This is a genomic window from Skermanella rosea, from assembly GCF_016806835.2.
Classification (GTDB): domain Bacteria; phylum Pseudomonadota; class Alphaproteobacteria; order Azospirillales; family Azospirillaceae; genus Skermanella; species Skermanella rosea.
Genome location: NZ_CP086112.1, coordinates 287,476 through 305,435, shown reverse-complemented (window position 1 = coordinate 305,435; position 17,960 = coordinate 287,476). Strand labels below are relative to the sequence as shown.

At 66.2% G+C, this 17,960-nt stretch carries 21 protein-coding genes and 1 pseudogene; 15 read left to right on the top strand and 7 right to left on the bottom strand.

Annotation, left to right across the window (positions count from 1 at the left end):
- The first annotated feature begins 9 nt into the window (after positions 1-9).
- The 3 genes from JL101_RS29970 to JL101_RS29960 are packed head-to-tail and all read left to right on the top strand — an operon-like array spanning position 10 to position 1,562.
- Positions 10-273 (top strand): hypothetical protein, encoded by a 264-nt coding sequence (locus tag JL101_RS29970; protein WP_203103756.1) that lies wholly within the window; start codon positions 10-12, stop codon positions 271-273.
- A complete protein-coding gene (locus JL101_RS29965; protein ID WP_203103758.1) occupies positions 274-1,035 on the top strand; it encodes a hypothetical protein in 762 nt (253 codons plus the stop codon).
- Complete coding sequence (locus tag JL101_RS29960) at positions 1,032-1,562, top strand: hypothetical protein (RefSeq protein ID WP_203103760.1); 531 nt, start codon at positions 1,032-1,034, stop codon at positions 1,560-1,562. The genes JL101_RS29965 and JL101_RS29960 overlap by 4 nt, the downstream gene beginning before the upstream one ends.
- A 103-nt stretch (positions 1,563-1,665) precedes the next feature.
- Here the strand turns inward: JL101_RS29960 and JL101_RS29955 are convergent, their stop codons facing one another.
- Positions 1,666-1,833, bottom strand: a complete 168-nt coding sequence (locus tag JL101_RS29955) for a hypothetical protein (protein WP_201076663.1) — start codon at positions 1,831-1,833, stop codon at positions 1,666-1,668.
- 100 nt (positions 1,834-1,933) lie between these two features.
- Here JL101_RS29955 and JL101_RS29950 point away from each other — a divergent pair, with 100 nt between their 5' ends.
- The 11 genes from JL101_RS29950 to JL101_RS29900 all read left to right on the top strand — a co-directional run bounded on the left by JL101_RS29950 (position 1,934) and on the right by JL101_RS29900 (position 12,064).
- The gene (locus JL101_RS29950) at positions 1,934-2,287 is read left to right on the top strand and encodes a P-loop NTPase family protein (protein WP_203103762.1); all 354 of its coding nucleotides are present in this window, start codon (positions 1,934-1,936) and stop codon (positions 2,285-2,287) included.
- A 71-nt stretch (positions 2,288-2,358) separates the two neighbouring features.
- Positions 2,359-3,258, top strand: coding sequence for a hypothetical protein (locus JL101_RS29945; protein WP_203103764.1), 900 nt, complete (start codon positions 2,359-2,361; stop codon positions 3,256-3,258).
- 156 nt (positions 3,259-3,414) lie between these two features.
- Positions 3,415-3,822 carry a hypothetical protein gene (locus JL101_RS29940; RefSeq protein WP_203103766.1) on the top strand — a complete coding sequence of 136 codons (408 nt, stop codon included), beginning with the start codon at positions 3,415-3,417 and terminating at the stop codon, positions 3,820-3,822.
- A gap of 116 nt (positions 3,823-3,938) precedes the next feature.
- Positions 3,939-4,151 carry a hypothetical protein gene (locus JL101_RS29935; protein WP_203103768.1) on the top strand — a complete coding sequence of 71 codons (213 nt, stop codon included), beginning with the start codon at positions 3,939-3,941 and terminating at the stop codon, positions 4,149-4,151.
- A gap of 546 nt (positions 4,152-4,697) precedes the next feature.
- Positions 4,698-5,198, top strand: a complete 501-nt coding sequence (locus JL101_RS29930) for a hypothetical protein (protein WP_203103770.1) — start codon at positions 4,698-4,700, stop codon at positions 5,196-5,198.
- 5 nt (positions 5,199-5,203) lie between these two features.
- Complete coding sequence (locus JL101_RS29925) at positions 5,204-5,449, top strand: hypothetical protein (RefSeq protein ID WP_203103772.1); 246 nt, start codon at positions 5,204-5,206, stop codon at positions 5,447-5,449.
- Between the two features lie 62 nt (positions 5,450-5,511).
- Positions 5,512-6,549: a hypothetical protein gene (locus tag JL101_RS29920; protein WP_203103774.1), complete on the top strand. Its 1,038-nt coding sequence runs from the start codon at positions 5,512-5,514 to the stop codon at positions 6,547-6,549.
- A 4-nt stretch (positions 6,550-6,553) separates the two neighbouring features.
- Positions 6,554-7,222 carry a hypothetical protein gene (locus JL101_RS29915; RefSeq protein WP_203103776.1) on the top strand — a complete coding sequence of 223 codons (669 nt, stop codon included), beginning with the start codon at positions 6,554-6,556 and terminating at the stop codon, positions 7,220-7,222.
- A gap of 1,042 nt (positions 7,223-8,264) precedes the next feature.
- Positions 8,265-8,936, top strand: a complete 672-nt coding sequence (locus JL101_RS29910; RefSeq protein WP_203103778.1) for a LuxR C-terminal-related transcriptional regulator — start codon at positions 8,265-8,267, stop codon at positions 8,934-8,936.
- Positions 8,937-9,113: 177 nt separating this feature from the next.
- The gene (locus tag JL101_RS29905) at positions 9,114-10,562 is read left to right on the top strand and encodes a sensor histidine kinase (RefSeq protein ID WP_203103780.1); all 1,449 of its coding nucleotides are present in this window, start codon (positions 9,114-9,116) and stop codon (positions 10,560-10,562) included.
- 167 nt (positions 10,563-10,729) lie between these two features.
- Positions 10,730-12,064 (top strand): ISL3 family transposase, encoded by a 1,335-nt coding sequence (locus tag JL101_RS29900; RefSeq protein WP_203103782.1) that lies wholly within the window; start codon positions 10,730-10,732, stop codon positions 12,062-12,064.
- A gap of 34 nt (positions 12,065-12,098) precedes the next feature.
- Here the strand turns inward: JL101_RS29900 and JL101_RS37020 are convergent.
- Positions 12,099-12,227 (bottom strand): annotated as a pseudogene (locus JL101_RS37020) (hypothetical protein); the annotation flags it as partial.
- Between the two features lie 1,070 nt (positions 12,228-13,297).
- On the bottom strand, positions 13,298-14,239 hold the full coding sequence (locus tag JL101_RS29890) for a LysR family transcriptional regulator (protein WP_211111312.1): 942 nt from the start codon (positions 14,237-14,239) through the stop codon (positions 13,298-13,300).
- Between the two features lie 104 nt (positions 14,240-14,343).
- Here JL101_RS29890 and JL101_RS29885 point away from each other — a divergent pair, with 104 nt between their 5' ends.
- Positions 14,344-14,679, top strand: a complete 336-nt coding sequence (locus JL101_RS29885; RefSeq protein ID WP_203103784.1) for a hypothetical protein — start codon at positions 14,344-14,346, stop codon at positions 14,677-14,679.
- 268 nt (positions 14,680-14,947) lie between these two features.
- Here the strand turns inward: JL101_RS29885 and JL101_RS29880 are convergent, their stop codons facing one another.
- The 4 genes from JL101_RS29880 to JL101_RS29865 all read right to left on the bottom strand — a co-directional run bounded on the left by JL101_RS29880 (position 14,948) and on the right by JL101_RS29865 (position 17,834).
- A complete protein-coding gene (locus tag JL101_RS29880) occupies positions 14,948-15,181 on the bottom strand; it encodes a hypothetical protein (RefSeq protein WP_203103786.1) in 234 nt (77 codons plus the stop codon).
- Between the two features lie 52 nt (positions 15,182-15,233).
- Positions 15,234-15,419: a hypothetical protein gene (locus JL101_RS29875; protein WP_203103788.1), complete on the bottom strand. Its 186-nt coding sequence runs from the start codon at positions 15,417-15,419 to the stop codon at positions 15,234-15,236.
- A gap of 89 nt (positions 15,420-15,508) precedes the next feature.
- The gene (locus JL101_RS29870) at positions 15,509-16,189 is read right to left on the bottom strand and encodes a LuxR C-terminal-related transcriptional regulator (protein ID WP_228435582.1); all 681 of its coding nucleotides are present in this window, start codon (positions 16,187-16,189) and stop codon (positions 15,509-15,511) included.
- A gap of 196 nt (positions 16,190-16,385) precedes the next feature.
- A complete protein-coding gene (locus JL101_RS29865; RefSeq protein ID WP_203103790.1) occupies positions 16,386-17,834 on the bottom strand; it encodes a DUF6880 family protein in 1,449 nt (482 codons plus the stop codon).
- Between the last annotated feature and the right edge of the window lie 126 nt (positions 17,835-17,960).

Genomic DNA, 17,960 nt, shown 5'->3' with positions numbered 1-17,960 from the left:
CACGGCGAAATGTCCACGCTTCTGGGGGAGGTCCGGCCCAACTGGCGAAGGCTGGCCGACGCGTTCACCCGCATGGGATTGACCGACGGAAGCGGCAGGCCGCCCCGGCCGCAGACCGCGCGGCAGACCTGGTGGCGCGTCCGGCGGGCGATGGCGCAGGGACGGGCCGCGCCGCGCGCGGAGGCGCGGGGTTCTCCGGCGGCATCCGATGCCGGTGACGCCCTGGCACGGCTGGTGGCCGAAATGAACGAGCGGAGCGGAAGGAGGAGCTGAATGGCGAACGGCGATGATCAGGGAACCGCCCCCACTCCCGTCCCGGTCCTCGCGGTGGGTCTGGGCCGCGGGTTCGGCGGCAAGTCCACCGGGCTCGCCGAGCTGGTCTGGCGCGCGCGGCATCAGGGCCGCGACGTGATCGTGGCCGACGGCGACGTGCGGTCGAGGACGCTGGCCGGCCTGTTTCCGGACGAGGCGCTGGCCCCGCCCACCGGGGAACTGCCCGACATTAAGGCCTGGCTGGCCCGGGTGCTGAACCGGATGATCCGCGAAAAGCGCTCGGCCGTGCTCGATCTCGGCGGCGGCGACCGGGTCCTGCAGGAGTACGGGCGCGACCTGCGGCTCGTCGAGTTCTGCGCCCGGCGCGGCATCGAGCCGCTGGCGCTGTATTTCCTGGGGCCGGAGGAGGAGGACCTGCGGCACGTCCTGTCGATCTGGGAGGCGGGCTACTTTCGTCCCGCGCGGTGTCTGCTGGTGCTGAACGAGGGCGTGATCCGGGAAGGCCGGACGGTGGCGGGCGCGTTCGAGCGGACGGTCGGCGATCCCGGCTTCAAGGCGATGGTCGGCGCCGGCGCTGTGCCGCTGCTGATGACCCGGCTGGCGTGCATGGACGCGCTGAGGACGCTCGGCGCCGGCTTCTACCGGGCGGCGGCGGGCGACGGGATCGAGATCGATCCGGTCGAGCAGTTCATGGTCGAGGACTGGCTGGCCGACCTGGAGGCCAAACGCGCCCGGGTGGGCGCTTCGGCCTGGCTGCCGTGACCGGCGGCGCCGTCGGGCGCGTCGAGGAGTACTGCGCCCGGGCGGGGATGCGGCCGGACAGCCCGCTCCGCCTGGCGCTGCTGACCGCGACGCGGACGGCGGAGGCGGCGCGCGAGGCGGTCGGCGGGGTGCGCGGGCTGACGCCGGAGGGCGAGGCCGAACTGATCCGCCGGGTCTGCGAGGCCGCGGCGGCGAGTACCGCCGCCGAGGCCGGCCGGATCGTCCGGCGCCTCGACCTCGCCATGGTGCTCGGGGCGGCTGGACTGCTGGTGGCCTGTGCGCTGCTCGCCTTCGCCGGCGGGTACTGGGCGGGGCGGCACGAAGCGGCGGCTCTTGGGACGGAGATTTCGGTGATCCTGCGCAATGACGCGAACGCGGCGAGGACGTGGCTCCCCCTGATGCGGAACAACGACGTAAAGGCCGCTTTGGAGAAGTGCCGCGGCAGCGCAGTCTGGGCGAGCAATGGTCGAAACGCCTGCCTCGTGCCGCTCTGGCTCGATGGACCGGGCGCGGCTCCCAAACATTGACCGACACGTTGGTCGTGATGGCCCATAGCTACAGGGTAGAAACCAATAAGATCTCAGTCAGCACATTTGCAGCTTTAGAAAGAAAAATCCGTAAGCCGAGAGTCTATTTAGGAAGGTAGCCCTTTTCCTTGAGATCGGCCAGCAGGACCCGCTCGACGTAATGAGCCATTGGCCGTCCATCATCAGCGGATGCTTTTTCAAGAGCGTCGCGAACTTCCTGTGAAAGCCTGAGTGTAATTCCCGGCCCCTTCGGCGCCGATGCTTTTGGCATATACCCTCCGAGATGCTTATAGATGCTATTAGATGCCGATAGATGCTGTATAATGGCTACATCATCTCGCGGCGTTTCATCGTTTGCAAAGGAAGGCAATGTGCAGCACATCGTCAACCTCGAAGCAGAGCCCATCGATGCTCCGCTGGTTTCCATTGGTGAAGATAACCGATACGTGGCCTTCGATTCCCACATGCTGGACTCCGGTCTGGTCGAACTCCGCGCCGTTTACAACGATTACTCACCCCATACCGGCCGTTACGGCTACGAGGAGATCGACCGCAAGGTCGTCGATGCCGAGGACGCCATCGACTTCGCGGTTGACATGGAGCGCGACGCCGCCGGTTTCCTCGCTGAAATGAACGTCGGCGGCCACGCCGACGGCCGTTTCGCCGAGGGTGTCGAAAATGCTCTCCGTCGCCTGATGTCGGCCTCCCTCACCTCCGCCGCCTGAACCATCCAACCCGGCGCCGGAGAGTGGGTCAAGCACTCTCCCGGCTTTCGCCTGACACCGGAGTTCCCGCGATGACCCGCAAGGAACACGACATCATCTATCGCCTGGGCAGCGCCGGCGCAACAGCGAGGACAGGAGCGGCACCGGTCCTGGAGGAGACAACCTCTGGAGCGGCGGGTGTCGGCCCCTCCGGACTGCCGCCCATGATCGCCAGTGCCATCGTCGAGATCGCCGCCTGGGTTAGGTCGCTGCACAGTTCCCAACCCAATGCGCTTGCCGGCTACCGGTTGGCCGGCATCGACGCCGTCGTGGCCGCAACCGGCCCCCCATACAGTGAAGCCGGAATGACCGAGGCGGGGCATGTGGAGGCGGCCGAGTTCGGCCACCCTGGCGGCAGGAAACCGTCGCGTCCAGTCTGCGCCCCCGGCCTGGAGCGCGGCCCTGACACGCTGCCCGGGTGCGTCCTGTACCGCATCGGTGTGCTGCCGGTAGAAGACGCGCGGGCATTCGGGACTGAGCCAGGCCTTGCGCACCGACAGATCGTCGCCGCACTCTTCAAGGCCCCCGTGGCCACCTCCCCGTCGACACCGCGTGAGGACTCGCCCGATGGTGCCGCTGCGGAGAACCGGCTGTCTATGGTTGCCGATGCCGATGGCCACCCGCTGATCGGTGCCTGGGCCCGGTTGGCGGTCGCCGAACTCACGGCCTTGCCGACGGCGGAGGCGCGCGAGCGTTGGCTTGCCTGCCATGGGGCGGAACTGGGACAGGTCCGGGAGGCCGACCCGGGACACGCCGCGGCCATCGAGCGCACGGCTGCTACCGGGAAGCTCCGACCGCCCTTGGCCCGTGCTGTACCCGACGACGGCCGCCTCGACCCCGGCGACGCAGACCGGCGATACATCAAGGCGGCCCGCGCTGAACTGAACCGACTCCTGAGCCGGCTTCCCCCAATAGCCTGCCGCGGACGTTGAGGCTGAAAGCCGATATCGAGGTCCCGCGATATGCCAGCTGACGACCGTGCTCTCCCGCCCTCACCTGGGTACTCGGCGGCGGCGCTGGCCTCCAAAGCCCCGTTGATCGACCACTTGGCGCGCCGGTCTGGCCGGGCCCGGAATCAACTCGGGGTGATGGAAGCAGCACCGGACGGCGCGGCCCGTGCCGAAGCCCTGTCCGTCCACGAGGACACGGCCATGCAAGTGCCGTTGCTTGGCAAGGAGTTCGACATTGCGGACAGTGAGGAGCGCCAACGGGCCAAAGCCCTGGTCATGCGCCTGATCGCCACGGGTCCGATGCGCCTGCCCGAGGCCGGCGACGTGTGGGCGGACCCGACGCCACTGGAGGCGATGTTCCCAACCGATCTCGGGCGCAGGCCTGAGTGGGGCTCTCGGTGGGGACGGCTGCTGGTTTCGGCAGGCTGGACAGGGCACCGACGCCGCCCCCCGCGAAGAAACCGTATTGGCAGAGTCAATCCCGTATTGGCAAGGTCAATCAAAGAGACTAGTATTCACAAATCTCACGATGATGAATACAAATAAATACGCCTATGTACGCCTGACTAACCTCATGCATGACATTCCAGGGAATACTTTTTTGAGTTTAACCATAACCTAGATCTTCAACTATGGTGGCAGATTCTGCCATGGAGATGACAATGAACGGCATCGACAGTACAGGCAGCTTCGATACATCCATTGGTTCTCCCTTTGCCCGCGGGAACGGCGTCGCGCCGCCCGCGGCCCGGCGGGGTGAGATCATCGGCGCGGTTTCGGAGCGGACCGTCCGTTCGGCTCATGAGGTCTGGGTCGCCGGAAAGGAGGCCATTGGCACCGCCCGCACGGTACCCCGCGCCATAGCTGTTCCATGATCGACTGGCCGGTGCGGGATGTGCTGCGAACACACCCCGCTCCGGTCTTCCAACCGGAGTTCCCCACGTGCTCAACGCGATGAACACCCACAGGTACCGCACACGCCCGTTCCTGTCCAGGCCGTGCCGCTCGCCCGGCGGCAGCCTCACGGGGACTGCCGCCGATCCTCCGGCCCACAGTATCGTCTACGTCCCGGTCGCACCCGGCAGCCGCTGGGACGACGTCGCCGCTGACCTGCGCGCCGCAGGTTTCGATGTCCGCCCCGCTCCGATGCCCGCTGTTCGGAAGGCCCCTCCCCTGCCCGTAATCCTCCATTCCAGGGAGGGGTGACCCATGGTCCGACCCGACTTCGGCACGACCGTACCGGCCCCGGTAGAGTCCGGCCGCCAGAGACAGGGAGAGCGACGCTGTCTCTCGTGCGGCCATCCGTTCGCCAGTACCGGCCCCGCCAACCGCATCTGCCGGAAATGCAAGGACCGCGACATGTGGAAATCCGGCGTCCGCGATTTCGTCGCCGACGGGACGTCCTGGCCGGAGGATTCGCCATGGCATATCGCCTGACTTGCACGCAGCGCCGCCTCCTGGCCGACGGCGTGCGCGCCGGGCTGGTCGGCTGGCTGCTGACCTGCCCGGTCGCGGGCCGGCACTGTCTCCTGCTCCGGGTCCGCTCCACCACCATCCTCGGGTTCTCCTTCAGCCGGTTCGTGACCGCGGCCGCGAACCACTTCGGCCGGGACTATCACCCCCGCTCGCCGGGAGCGGCCGGCACCTTCCCCCTGTCCATCGAGGAGGCGTGCGCGCTGGCCAACGATGTCGAGCTGGAGATGGCGACCGGCGAGGAGATCCAGGCGGCGGCGCTGGTCGTGGCGCACGCGCCGTTTGCCCAGCCCGGGATCGGGGGACCGGACTGGCATCCCTACACCACCATGCTGGACCGGCTCGGCATCGACATCCTGGACGGCGATCCGGCGTGGAAGAACCGGGTCAGGGACTGCCTGCGCGCTTTCCGGCGGCATGTCGCCGCCGTTCACGCCGCCGCGGAGTGACAACGATGGAGAACACGTATCCCCTGCTGAACGTCGGCGGCAAGGCCAGGATGGGCTGCTACGCGACGTTCCCCGGCACCGGCCCGCAGGGCGCCCGCTGTTCCGGCTGCGTCCACCAGTCTCCCGACGGACCCCGCTTCGTCTGCGCAAAGTACAGGGCGCTGACCGGCCGCAAGGGCAGCCCGATCGATCCCGGCTCGCCGGCCTGCCGCTACTTCGCCGCCCGGCCGGCGTCCAGCGCCCGGCGATGAGTCCCCGGCCGCGCGCCCGCCCGGGTCCCGCGCGGCAGTCCCCAAACCGCATGGAGGTCACCATGCCGACCGACCACGCCGACATCTCCGCCCCGGCCGCTGCCGGACGTTTCGCCCGTGTGCCCGCACGCTGGCTCGAGGACCCCGGCGTCGGCGTCGACGAACTGGCGGTGCTGACAGTTCTCGCCGTGCATGCCGGCCCCGACGGCGTGTGCGTCGTGCGCCAGCGCACGCTGGCCGGCCTGCTCCGGCGCTCGCGCGAGTGGGTGTGCCGCGTGCTCGCCCGGCTGTGCGAGCCCGGCGGGCTGGTCGAGAAGGAGTACCGGGCCGACCGCGACGGCTGGAACCTGGCCTGCCGCTACCACCTGCCCGACCTCGCCGGCTCGGAGGACGGTGCCGCCGATACCTCCGGCAAGCCCAGGCCCGGTCCCTCCACCGGCGGCGCGCGGGGCGCGGCGCGCGATGGCGGCCAGGACGCGGCCGTGGGGGACTATCCGCCACCGGCCGGGCCCCCGCCGGCGAAACCCGCGGCGCCTGACGTGACCGGGCCGGTCACGCCCGCACCGGAGGCTGTGATCGTTCCGGCACCAGCCGGTGTGACGGACGGCGCACACCGGGAACAGACTCTCCTGAACAACGATTCCTCCAGCGACGCCAACTTGCGGTGCGTGAGCTGTCACTGCCGGGAGCAGACACCGGGCAGCGTCGCGGTGCCGAACGGCGGCGACGACCGGAACTGTCCGGTGCCGGCCGACTGGCAGCCGGACGCCGGCGATCTCGCCTGGCTCGCCGGGCACCGGCCCGACCTGGACGCCCGGTACATGACCGAGGTGTTCGTCTGCGGATCACGGGCGCGGGGTCTGCGCTATGCCGATCCCTCGGCGGCGTGGCGCCGCTGGGCGCTGGCCGAGCGCGCGCCGGGCCGCCGTCCGGTCGCCTCGGCCGTGCCGCCCCGCGAAACCCAGGCCCCGCCGCCGCGGCCGGCGCCGCGCGGCTACTACGCGGAGCAGCGGGAACGCAACGCGGCGCTCGGCCGCGAGGTGCTGGCCAGCATGATGGCGCGCCGGGGCGAAGCCGTGGATGGTTGGATGGAGGGCTGACGCCGTGGGCGATGTGATCCCCCTTGCCCCCGGCACGGCGCCGGCCGGCGATGCCGGTACAGCACCAGCGGAGGACGTGGACGCGTTTGCCGCGCGGACCGCGCGGGAACCGTTCTGGCTCGACGCCGTGGAGATCCCGGAGACGTTCCGGGAAGCACTCGGGGTGGCCGTGGCGGAGGCGCGCCGGGACCTGGAGCCGGGCCGCCCGGCCGAGATCGTGGATGCCCTGGTGACCCTGGCCGACCGCCACCGGCTCGATCTGCTGGACCGGCGCGCGCTGGAACTGGACGCCGAGGTCATGGCGGCGTGGCCGCGCGACCTGTGGATGCGGGCGTACCGGACGATCTGGGAGCGCTGGGCATGGCGGCGGATGCCGACCGTCGGCGATTTCCGCGGCCCTCTCGGCGACGCGATCGAGCGGCGGCGCCGACGTTACGACCTGCTGACGACGCTGGAGGCCAGGCTGCGCGCCCGGGCCGGACCAGGGTCGCTGCCGGAGTGCATCGCGGCGCTGGAGCGGGCAGGACCGGGTGTGCGGCAGACCTGGTTTCGGGCGGCGCTGCGGCGCGACCCCAGCCTCAGCCCCGCGAACCGGCACGACCTGAACCGCTGGGTGCCGGTCGTCGCCCGGCGCATCGCCGGGGTCGGGCTGTTCGGGCCTCCGGAGGCGTGACCGGGCATCGGCGTCAGTCCGGGCTGTGCCAGTTTCCGGTCCCGCCGCGCCCAGATCATAACTCATACGCACGGGTTGCTGACCGCGTGGGGTTGCCCGGGCAGTGCCAAGCACCCAGGCATCTCCCTGTCGGCTGTCATGCTCAGGCCGAGGACGCCGCTATGGCGACCTGACTCAATCCGAATGGCCTCCGGCAAATTCGGTGCGGTTCACAGATCCTGCCCTGCAGGGGGTTGTCGTGCGATGCATCAGCTACTTTTCTGCAGACATGACAGCGACGGGAGAGGCGTGTCAGATGGCCGTGAAGAGCGCAAAATGATGCCGTCAACTGTGATGAGAGTGGAGATCTAAGGATCTCGCCGATGGGCATCTCCCCGGTTCCATTCTGGAACCAAGGGAGGCCAAGCAGGATGTCTTCCGGATGTGGGCATCAATCCTGTTCCGCCCACCTTCCGCGCCTCGCTTGTGCAGGCGGGTCCCCGCGAACAGGATTGACGTACAACCGTGGCGGCCTGTGTCGCCGTGCTCGATGGCCCGGCTCGACTGACTCACGCGGCGGCTACCGGCAGTGAGTGGCATCATCCCTACACGAATTGGGAGGACGCCGGCTAGGCACACTGAACGACGGGACGTGCTACCTTCGTCCCGTCGCCCAAGCGAGCTAATTGTAAGAACCACAGAAGAGGTCTACTTCACTTTACCGACCATAACAGGAGGGAACTGGCCGGCTTGGCTTTTCTAGCGGATCAGGGTTAACGAAGGGTTATCGACCGTTGGGAAGCCAGGCGTGGAAGACAGCGACCTATGCTCTTCGTCGACCACCCCTGCGCAATAAGAGTGGTCGATCAGGCTGAAAGGCTGAAGCGATCCTGGCAGATCCAGCAGTCCGCATAGAACCATTTATCCGCGACAAAGTATTAACTTTCTCTTTATTGCGTGACATTTTTCGGGCAGTGTCTCTCCAACGCAGCATCGAACGCGCCGTACCCTACCGCCTCGGAGCCAGCAGCCGTTCGATCACCAACGCATCTGGAGAGCCGCCATGACGTCTTCCCGCACCATCCTGATCGAACCCAACCGGCTGTTCCGCCAGGGCCTGAAGCATCTGCTTTCCGGCACCTGCTTCGAGACGGGTGCCGAGTTCAGCACGGTCGAGTTGGCCTTGTCTGCCGGAGAGGCTGCCGGAACCCCGGAGCTGGTGATCACGGGACAGTCGGTGACGATCGAGACCGACCTGCAGCAACTCCGGGATGCCTATCCCGCAGCCCGGATCGTCGTGCTGGCCGGCGACCTGTCGGTCGATGTGCTGCGCGCCGCCATGGGGGCCGGTGCGGACGGTTTTCTGAGCAAGGACGTCTCGCCGGAAGCGCTGATCCAGTCGCTCCAGTTGGTCATGTTGGGCGAGAGGGTGTTCCCGACCAACCTCGCGGCGATGCTGCTCGACATCAGCAGCGCACCGTCGCCCCTGAACTCGGTCCGCGGCCTGTCGCCCCGCGAGCAGGAGATCCTGCAGCTGCTGGTCACGGGGGCCAGCAACAAGCTGATCGCGATCCGGCTAGGCATCACCGAGGCGACCGTCAAGGTCCACCTGAAGACCCTGCTGCGCAAGATCGACGTCAACAACCGCACCCAGGCGGCAATCTGGGCCATGAACAACGGCTTCTCGGAAAGCTCGGGCACACCGACCCGCGGCCTTCAGCTGGTCTCCGCCTGACACGCAGCGGGACATCCCCGTGCCCGCGGCTTACGACCCGCTGCATGGCCTTCCGAGGGAGCACGAGCCCGGCTTCACACAGTCTTAACTGACCGTAAAGCATAATCCCTCAGGTTTCGCACATTTCTGATGGGCCTGATGCATCCTGTGCTGATCCGCAGGCATGGGAAGTCTCTCATGGGTCTGGGCAAGATCGTCTGGACGGTGTCCTTCGTGCTGGTGCTGTGCAGCATGCCGATGCTGATCCCCGACCTGATCGGGATCCAGCGCTCGGTCGAGGTTTCCAGTGGTGCGGGGGACCGGTACGATGGCGAACTCTCCGCCGATCTGCTGCGCTTCCAGGTGGCTGTCCGTGACCTTGAGCCGGGCAGTCAGCCGGAAGTCATTGAGGAGGTGGAGCTCCGCCTCGACAACGTGTTCACCCGGCTCAACGCCTTCCCGGAGCCGGACAGCGCCGGGTGGCACACCTGGGCTGCCGGGCGCGAGGCCGGTGCGGCGGAAATCCGGCGGGTTCTCGACCGGATCGACCGTGACCTGCCGCTGCTCCGGTCCGATCCGGCCGCTTTCCGGGCAATGGCAGACCGCAGGGCCGAGGAGGCGGTGGCCATCCACTGGCGCATGCAGCTTGCCATGGGAGAGCAGCAGAACACGCTGGTCGGGCGGCTACAGCACCAGGTCAGCGTCTTCCAGATGAAGCTGCTGGGCTACGGCGCCGGCTTCATCGTTCTGGTGGGGGCGCTGGCATGGCTGATGCGCAGCCACATGCGCTCCGAGAAGGAGCTCCAGGCAACCAACCGGCAGCTCCGGGACCTGAGCGAGACCCTCGTCATCGCACGCGACGCGGCCGTGCGGTCCGACACGGCCAAGTCCAACTTCCTGGCCAATGTCAGCCACGAGCTGCGCACGCCGCTGAACGCCATCCTCGGCTTCTCGGAAGCGCTGGCGAGCGGCATCTTCGGCCGTCTGCCCGGCCGCCAGGCGGAGTATGTCGGCGACATCCACCTGTCCGGCCAGCGCCTGCTGGCGCTGATCAACGACATCCTCGACCTGGCCAAGCTCGACGCCGGCAAGCTGGAGCTCCGGGAAGAAGTGGTCGCCCTGGACAGGTTGGCGGCCGAGGCGATCCGGGGGCTGCGGGAAGCCTCCAGCGCCGCCGGCGTCACGGTCGATCTCACGTCGGTCGCCGGCGGCGTGATGGTACTGGGCGACCCGCTGCGGCTCCGCCAGGTCCTGGACAACCTGCTTTCCAACGCGGTCAAGTTCACGCCCGCGGGCGGTCGGATCGAGGTGGCGGTGGAGACGCTCGCCGACGGCCGCACGGTCGTCATCGTCACCGACACCGGCATCGGCATCCCGGCTGGGGACTTGGCGCGCGTTTTCCTGCCGTTCGAGCAGTCCGACAGCCAGCGGGCGCGTCCGGCCCAGGGGACCGGGTTGGGACTGCCGCTGGTGCGCCAGCTGGTGGAGAGTCATGGCGGCACGATCAGGATGTCGAGTGAGCCCGCTATCGGCACCGAGGTGACGGTCGAGCTGCCGCCCGAACGCGCGCTCCCGGCAGAGGGTAACCCACAGCCGGCCGTACAGGGGAATTCCGTCGCAAAGGGTCGTCCTCGCAGCACGGCATGATACCGGTTCGGAGATGACGAAGGGCTACTGCTGTCAACGGCGAATGAAGTTCCGGCAACTTGGGCGAAGTAAAAGGGGCCCTTCCGCAAACTCGGTGGAGCTTGATGCGGAGAGCTGCTGGGATGCTCACATAAAGGGCATCAGCTCCCTCTCAACGTGTATCGCTCTTGATCACCGAACCCCTGTTGTCCCTGTTGCCGGACGGGATCGTCGTTGACCGTGTCGAGGTCAATTCCGGGCTCGTCACCGTGCATGCCCGATCGGCTGACCTGACCGCCTGCTGTTCGATGTGCGCCATGCCGTCGGGACGGGTTCACGGCCGCTACATCCGCCGTGTCGCCGACCTTCCCCTGATGGGGCGCATCGTCTCACTGTCCCTCCAGATCCGCCGCTTCCGCTGCCTCCAATCGGACTGCCCGCGCCGGATCTTCGCCGAGCGCCTGTCGGCGGCGGTGCCGGATCGCAAACGGCGCACCGTCCGGCTCGCCGACGTCCAGCGTTCCCTGGCGCTGGGTGCGGGCGGCGAACTGGGCTCCCGCCTGGCGAGCCGGCTCGCCATGCCGGTTAGCGGCGACACCCTGCTGCGTCTGATCCGGGCCGTTCCGGTCGAACCGGCGCTGCCGGCGCGCGTCATCGGCATCGATGACTGGGCCTGGCGCCGTGGCAGGCGCTACGGCGCCATTATCATTGATCTCGAGCGTGCCAACCGGCCGATCGACCTGCTGCCCGACCGCACGGCTGAGACCGTCGCCGCCTGGTTGAAGGCGCATCCCGGCGTCGAGATCGTCGCTCGCGACCGGGCCGGAGCCTTTGCCGACGGCGTTCACACCGGCGCTCCGCAGGCGATCCAGGTTGCCGACCGGTTCCACCTGCTGCGCAATCTGGGCGACGCCGTGGGCAACGCTCTCAACCGTCACCATCGGGATATCCGCGCTGCCACAAAGGCTGCCACAGCGCTGGCGCTACCGGATCCAGTACCCGTGGAACCAGCAAGTCCGCCGGTTTCCATCGTCTTACCCAGACCCCTGACAACGCGTCAGCAGCACAGCCTGGACAAGCAGGCAGCACGGCAGGCTCGTTTCGACGAGGTGGTCGCCCTGGATGCGAAAGGCTGGTCCAGGAGCCGGATCGCCCGCACTCTCGGTCTGGACCGAGGCACGGTACACGACTGGTTGAAAGCCGGACGGCTGCCGAGCTGGCAGCAGCCGTCCGGAGACAGCACGGTCGATGTTCATGGCGACTATCTGCGTCGGCGCTGGGACGAAGGCTGCCACAATGGGGTTCGGCTCTGGCGGGAACTCCGCGAGCGTGGCTTTGCCGGCGGAGCGAGCACCGTGCGGGACTGGCTCCGCCGGTTGCGAGCCGCCACACCTCAGTCCGCTGGATCGATGCCGGCATGGAAAACCCCAAGCGGCCGGCGGGCAGCATGGTTGGTTGTCGCCGATGCTGATGAGATCGATGAAACGGAGCGGAGATTCCTGCCTCCCGGCGCCAGACCGTGAGCAGGCCGCGGTTCACTCCGTTCCGCCGCGCGACCTCGGAGATGTTGACGCCCGGCACTGCGCTCTCCGCCACGATGCGCGCCTTCTCCTGCGCCGTCCACACGCGCCGTTGACGCCGTCCCGTGATCACCTCGACCCGCCGATACGGCCTGTCTTCATCCATGGCTTCAAGCCTGGGATGAAGCCTGACGCCATCCTCCATCGCCCCCTCCGTGCCCCGTGAACCCGCGCGTAATCTCGCTCACAGACCCGGTTCCGGAAAGAAGGGTGCACTCGCATCGCTTACGACGAAACGGCTGACTTCAGCTGTATGGGTCGGCCTGGCAAGAACTTTCCCGATGTCGCTCACGCGGGGTCTGCGATAGCGTACCGGCCTGAGCGCTGGCAGCAACAGGCTTAGCGATCGACGTTTTCATCCTTGCTGTCGAGGACGCAGGGCGTATCGAGGATCGTTCCGGATCGACCCGATGGATATGGTCTGCGATCGTCAGGCGGCTTGTCACCCCAGTGCCGTGCCACGTTGCACCGCCAGGTGCAGCCAACGCTCGTTGCGCTCCCGCCCGCAGGTCCAGAGGTTCTTCACCTCCGTCCCATTGCATGCCACGTAGGCCATCCGAAGGGCACCCGTGGCCGGCAGATGAATGTGCCAGCTCTGATCTCCCACCCTGTACTCGTGACAGCAAGGCGAGCTGCATGTCGGTAAGGCGAAGTCGTAGCGCCAGAGGCTGCAGCCGCATCGCTCGGCAAGGCGCAGCGGCATTGCACGGCAGGTCCTGGTCAGCAACGGCGGCGGCTCTACGTGCGCCACCAGCAGAGCCGAAAGGCGCCACGCGCCGGCCTCAGCACCACGAAAATAGAGCACCGGCCCCATGAGCGTCATCAATCTAGTTCCACAGTGCTCTGGAGCATTCCTCGATATCCTGCACGATCATTGGGAACATAGAGCCTAGCAGTTAGTTCCCCGCAGCCCATTTCTCTGATTTGATGGGATCATTGAACATCAGCGACACGTCAAGAACTTCGGTGTTCTCCTGGATAGAGCGGCCGCGAGCCGATCGGCCAGTGGGAGTTTAATGGTGAAGCTTCTTGAAACAGTTCGATCCTAACAGCTGGGGTGCAGCTCCATTCCCTTGAAGCCGCAGAAGGGTGATATGGAAAAAGCCTTGGTTTGCGTACTGCACTGTACTGCCGGTTTGAAGATTGTAGTAAAATCCTCCTGCCCAGTTTTCGGTATCAGGCAGATCCGTGTTCCCGCTCCACTTCCGCCGCCACGTGCAATACGGTCCGCCGCAGCCACATATGCGCCGGATCTTGATCGAATGATGCATGCCAGAGGAGTGAGAAAGAAATCTCCGGGAGATCAACCGGCGCCGGGCTGAGGCTGAGCCCGAGGGCGGCGGCGAAGTAGCGCGCCAACTTGGCATGCATGGTCGTGACGACGGGAGATCCCGCCACGAGAAACGGCACCGCCACGAAACGCGGCGTCGTGAGGGCGACCGTGCGGGTGAGACCAAGTTCGGCAAGGGCCGTATCCACCACACCGCGTTCGCCCTTGCGCAGGCTTGTCAACACGTGCGGCAGCCGCACGTAATCCTCAAGCGAGATCGGCGGCGAAATGCCTACCCTGCCAGCATTGAACATGCACAGGTAGGTGTCAGTGGAGAGCAGGCGCCGCTTGTGGTGCATCGCGCCGTCGGTGAGATCCCCAATCCCAACGGCGAGATCCAGACGTCCGGCATCGAGTTCATCGAGGAGCCGGTCGATGGTGTACAGGCGCAGCCGGATGCCCGGGGCTGCCTCGCAGAAATGGGCGAGCAGCGCCGGACCCAGCAGCACCTCGACGCTGTCCGGCAGGCCGATCCGGAACAGCCGATCGGCAGTCCGGGCGTCGAACACCCTGTCCTGTGACACCAGAGTGGTAATCTGGGCCAAGGCGATCCTCACAGGGTCGACCAGGGCGAGTGCCCGGGGTGTTGGGCGCATGCCCTCCGAGCTTCGGGTCAGGAGTTCGTCGCCAAACAGCGTGCGCAGGCGGCCGAGGTTGTGGCTCATGGCCGACTGGCCAAGGCCAACCCTGGCGGCGGCACGCGTGACACTGCACTCGGTGAGCAGCGCGTCGAGAGCAACGAGCAGGTTCAGGTCGATGCGGCTCAAATTGACGTGGTCGATGTTCATTATCGATCCGATCTATTTGATCGATGATGATAAGCGGACCATCTACCAGGGCAACGGAAAACGCATCGAACTCGGTGTCCGGCATCAAACCCCAGGAGATCACAATGGCCATCCATCGCACCATCATCGCCTCCGCGTTTGCCCTGACAGTCGCCGGCGCCGCCCAAGCGGACGGGCTCCGGCCCGTCGAGGGCCGCAGCATCGACCTCGGCGACGTGTCCGGGATCGCGTACTACACCGTCGAGCCCAATGGCTTCCGGGTCGTCGCCACCGTTGCGCAGAGTGAGGCCGGCACGCCCGTGCGTCTTGAAGCCGTTCTTGCCCCAAACCAGAGCGTCGTGCTCTCCAGCCCCCGTGTCGGCAGTGTCGCACCAAACGTAGTCGAGATCAGCCGACGAGGTGATCAGGTGCTGGTTCACCAGACGGCAGTTACCAATTGAGATCGGTTGTCGAAGTTCTTACTGCAGCAGGTCGCCGAGCGGATCCGCGCATGATCCGGAACGGCACCCTGCTGCTCACCGGCACATCCCGGCCCGAAATCGATCCGTGAAAGCTGACAGGCCCGAGCGCCTGATGACTTTCCACCAGAGCACGCTGTGGGATACCTATCCCGACCCGGCAGTATCCGAGATCAACCGCATGTCGTTGAATAAGCAACGAGCATGACCCGGGGGAGGAAGCCTGGTAATTCGAAGCGTCTCCCGGGGATCACCGCAAAGTGTCCTGGTCGCGCTTGCAGCGGTTGTCCCAGACTGCCGATTCCGGATGATCGACTGGCATTCGCCTGAGAATGCTGTTGCAGATCATATCGGCGCTCCGGTCGAAAGTGCTCCACTGTTCATAGGTCAGCCGCTCTCTCAGCATGAGCAGGCGCCCGATAAAGTACTGAACGACAGGGCGCATGCCCGCCGGAACGCCCTGGAGGCCGGGCTCCTCGCTCATGATGCCCGATCCTTGCGGAGCCGACTGCCATGCTGGGTAGTCACATTCGCGCTCATGGCACGGTCGGCTGAAGTAAGGGATCGACCGGGCAGCTCTCCAGATCGCTTTCCGGTACATTCTGCTCAATCCGGCGCGACGCGGGAAACAGAAGGTCGTAGCGGGAATGCGCCTCGATGGTGCGGCCGACAACGATGCAGTCGTGATCGTGGTATCTTGCTCTTGAACCCAGCGTCAGCATGGTTCCTCCTGCGATATTTGCCTGGCGCCCGCTTCCACCAAGGACCTGGCCGGCTTCCGTTTCAGTGTCGGAGAATTTTCAGGAAAGGATCAGGCGGAGACCGCATAAAGATCACGGGTAGGGACAGGTGCGCCCTCGGCGGTGAAGCCGTTGTTCATCGCCCAGATGGCGGCCTGGGTGCGGTTGTTGACGTCGATCTTGCGCAGCAGCGTCTTCAGGTGAACCTTGACGGTCGCTTCCGTGATGCCGAGCTTGATCACGATCAGCTTGTTGCTGGATCCGGTCACCAGCGCCTGAAGGATCTCCTGCTCACGCGGAGACAGGCCACGGACCGAGTGCTGCGGTGCAATGACGTTCATGTCGAACAGCATGGCAGCCAGGTTGGTCGGGAAAACCTTCTCGCCCATCCTGACGAGTTCCAGGGACTGGAGCAGGGCTTCCGGCGACACGTCCTTCATCAGGTAGCCGTCGGCACCGGCATTCATGGCATCGCGCAGAGCATCCACCGCGAAGTCGCTGGCCAGCACGACGATGCGGGCTTCCGGGTAGGCGCTCCGAAGCTGTTGCAGATCGCCAGCCTCGCCGACGATCACCAGACCCGAGGCAACCGCACCATCGACGGCTTGCCCGGTGGCGCTGTACTCCGCCTCGACCGCGAAGCGGGTGTCGGCAAGCAAATGCTTAAGGCCCTGGCGAAACAGGCGGTTGGCTTCGATCAGGATGGTGCGGGACGACGTCATGGCGGCTTCTCCAAATGCGTTGATGATCATCGTCCGCGTGATCCGGCATGGTCTGCCCTGGCGCGTTCGATGCTGCGTTGGAGAAAGAATGGTCGCAATTTGGTGTGAAACAAAGATGAAATTAATACTTTATCGTGAGATAATGGTGCTAGGTGACTTTGGCTACCCAGTGACCCTGCCTATGCGGCCGAATGACCGGCAGGGCTGTGCAAAATGGCCGACCTGATCAGCGCGGCGTTCCAGACACCTCGGCGACCTGCTTCCAGAAGCCGGTCTTCCGACCGTGGCCGGCGCGAAGGCGGCTGGTGAAGGCCTCGTCGGTTTCGAACGCGCCATAGTCCCGGATCATCGTGGCAAGGGACTGGCATTCGAGAAGGTGCCGGGCGGCATGTTTGTAGCGGGACGATTTCGCACCATCGAGCGTGTCATCGATCATGGCACGCCGCAGCAGGGTCGCGGCCAGCGGGTGCCGGCTTTCGATCTGGCGTGCCACCGGATCCAGCAGATAGTACGCGTTGCCGTCGATCTCGGAAGCGCGATCGAGCACGAGCTGCGCGGCGTAGGCCGGGTTGGGCCATTGATGGAAGAAGTACAGCGCCGCCGGGAAGCTCCTGAAGCCGAGGGCGTGCTGCATGGCCCAGTCCTCGGCCTCGACGTCCTCAAAGTCCGGCAATTTCTGCAGGTAGGCACGCAGGCTCCCGGAGGAAAGTCGCTCCTCGAACGCCGCCCGGCGGAGCTGCTGGGCGCGCTCTCCCTGGCCATTCGCGTCAAGTGCATCGATGTAGACCTCCTCCCAGACATCATCATGACCGCGCAGGTATCCTAAGTCATAGAGTTCGTCATACTGGCGCGATCGGTCCGCCTGTTGCTTCGGCTTTGCCCGTTCTAGGGCGGCAAAGGCTTCCTTCGCCCGACCGGCAGCCAGAAGACGGCGGCCAACTGCTGCGCTGATGGATGGACGATCGAGATCCTCCACCGGGATCAGCGCGATGTAACCATCGACATCGCCCTCGCTGTCCGCCAGTGCCTGCAGGGCCCGACGGAAGGCATCGGCGTCCCGATCCCGCTTGTTTCCTCCACCAGGCCGGGAGGTCAGTTCCTCGGTCAACCTTGTCCTGAGACGGTCGACGCCCGTCTCGCCGAGCGCCGGAAAGATCCCCTGCACCAGGTTGTCGAACAGGCCATAGTCGTTCTTCGAGAGAGCCGTGAAGACGCGGTGCGCCAGGCTCGCCGGATCAGGCCGCGCCATCACGGCGATGGTCGCGAGATTGTCGCAGGCCGTGTGGAAGACGTCCCCGACCGAGCCGTTGCTGTCGTCAACGCGATTGAAGACCGGCTCGGCGAGATCCATGAACCGCCACATCAGGTCGAGTGCCAGGTCAGGCCGGGTCTGGGCGATCCGGTCGACGATCATCACTCGCTGCTGATCGAGATCTTTCAGGAATTCCCGGCGCTTCTGCCAGTCGACGAAGGATCGGGCGTTCCGCAGGGCGGTGAGGCGCTTACCGACTTCGGCGGCGAGAGCGTCGCCCCCGCCGGTCCGCTCGGCCAGCTCCAGGCGCAGACGGCGCTTGATTTCGGCATTGCCGGCCGCGACATCAATGAGGATGGCGGCGAGGCGTTCCGGGCCCAGCGCCGCAAGATTGTCCTGGTTGAGGGTCTTCTTCGACGCCATGCCGTCAGTATCTCCATATGCTTTCGAACCGGCTGCCTGAGATCCGAGTGTAATGCACCATGTGCCTAGGATCGCGATGTCCAAGGTAGTCCTGGATCAGCCTTAGGTCGTGCCTCCTGTCGGCCA

Coding starts and splice junctions, on each gene's coding strand:
- JL101_RS29875 (WP_203103788.1), bottom strand. CDS start 15,419: ATGCTGACGCTGGGTTCAAGAGCAAGATACCACGATCACGACTGCATC.
- JL101_RS29885 (WP_203103784.1), top strand. CDS start 14,344: ATGGCCATCCATCGCACCATCATCGCCTCCGCGTTTGCCCTGACAGTC.
- JL101_RS29935 (WP_203103768.1), top strand. CDS start 3,939: ATGAACGGCATCGACAGTACAGGCAGCTTCGATACATCCATTGGTTCT.
- JL101_RS29955 (WP_201076663.1), bottom strand. CDS start 1,833: ATGCCAAAAGCATCGGCGCCGAAGGGGCCGGGAATTACACTCAGGCTT.
- JL101_RS29925 (WP_203103772.1), top strand. CDS start 5,204: ATGGAGAACACGTATCCCCTGCTGAACGTCGGCGGCAAGGCCAGGATG.
- JL101_RS29910 (WP_203103778.1), top strand. CDS start 8,265: ATGACGTCTTCCCGCACCATCCTGATCGAACCCAACCGGCTGTTCCGC.
- JL101_RS29890 (WP_211111312.1), bottom strand. CDS start 14,239: ATGAACATCGACCACGTCAATTTGAGCCGCATCGACCTGAACCTGCTC.
- JL101_RS29870 (WP_228435582.1), bottom strand. CDS start 16,189: ATGATCATCAACGCATTTGGAGAAGCCGCCATGACGTCGTCCCGCACC.
- JL101_RS29945 (WP_203103764.1), top strand. CDS start 2,359: ATGACCCGCAAGGAACACGACATCATCTATCGCCTGGGCAGCGCCGGC.
- JL101_RS29940 (WP_203103766.1), top strand. CDS start 3,415: ATGGAAGCAGCACCGGACGGCGCGGCCCGTGCCGAAGCCCTGTCCGTC.
- JL101_RS29880 (WP_203103786.1), bottom strand. CDS start 15,181: ATGAGCGAGGAGCCCGGCCTCCAGGGCGTTCCGGCGGGCATGCGCCCT.
- JL101_RS29965 (WP_203103758.1), top strand. CDS start 274: ATGGCGAACGGCGATGATCAGGGAACCGCCCCCACTCCCGTCCCGGTC.
- JL101_RS29920 (WP_203103774.1), top strand. CDS start 5,512: ATGCCGACCGACCACGCCGACATCTCCGCCCCGGCCGCTGCCGGACGT.
- JL101_RS29930 (WP_203103770.1), top strand. CDS start 4,698: ATGGCATATCGCCTGACTTGCACGCAGCGCCGCCTCCTGGCCGACGGC.
- JL101_RS29970 (WP_203103756.1), top strand. CDS start 10: ATGTCCACGCTTCTGGGGGAGGTCCGGCCCAACTGGCGAAGGCTGGCC.
- JL101_RS29905 (WP_203103780.1), top strand. CDS start 9,114: ATGGGTCTGGGCAAGATCGTCTGGACGGTGTCCTTCGTGCTGGTGCTG.
- JL101_RS29865 (WP_203103790.1), bottom strand. CDS start 17,834: ATGGCGTCGAAGAAGACCCTCAACCAGGACAATCTTGCGGCGCTGGGC.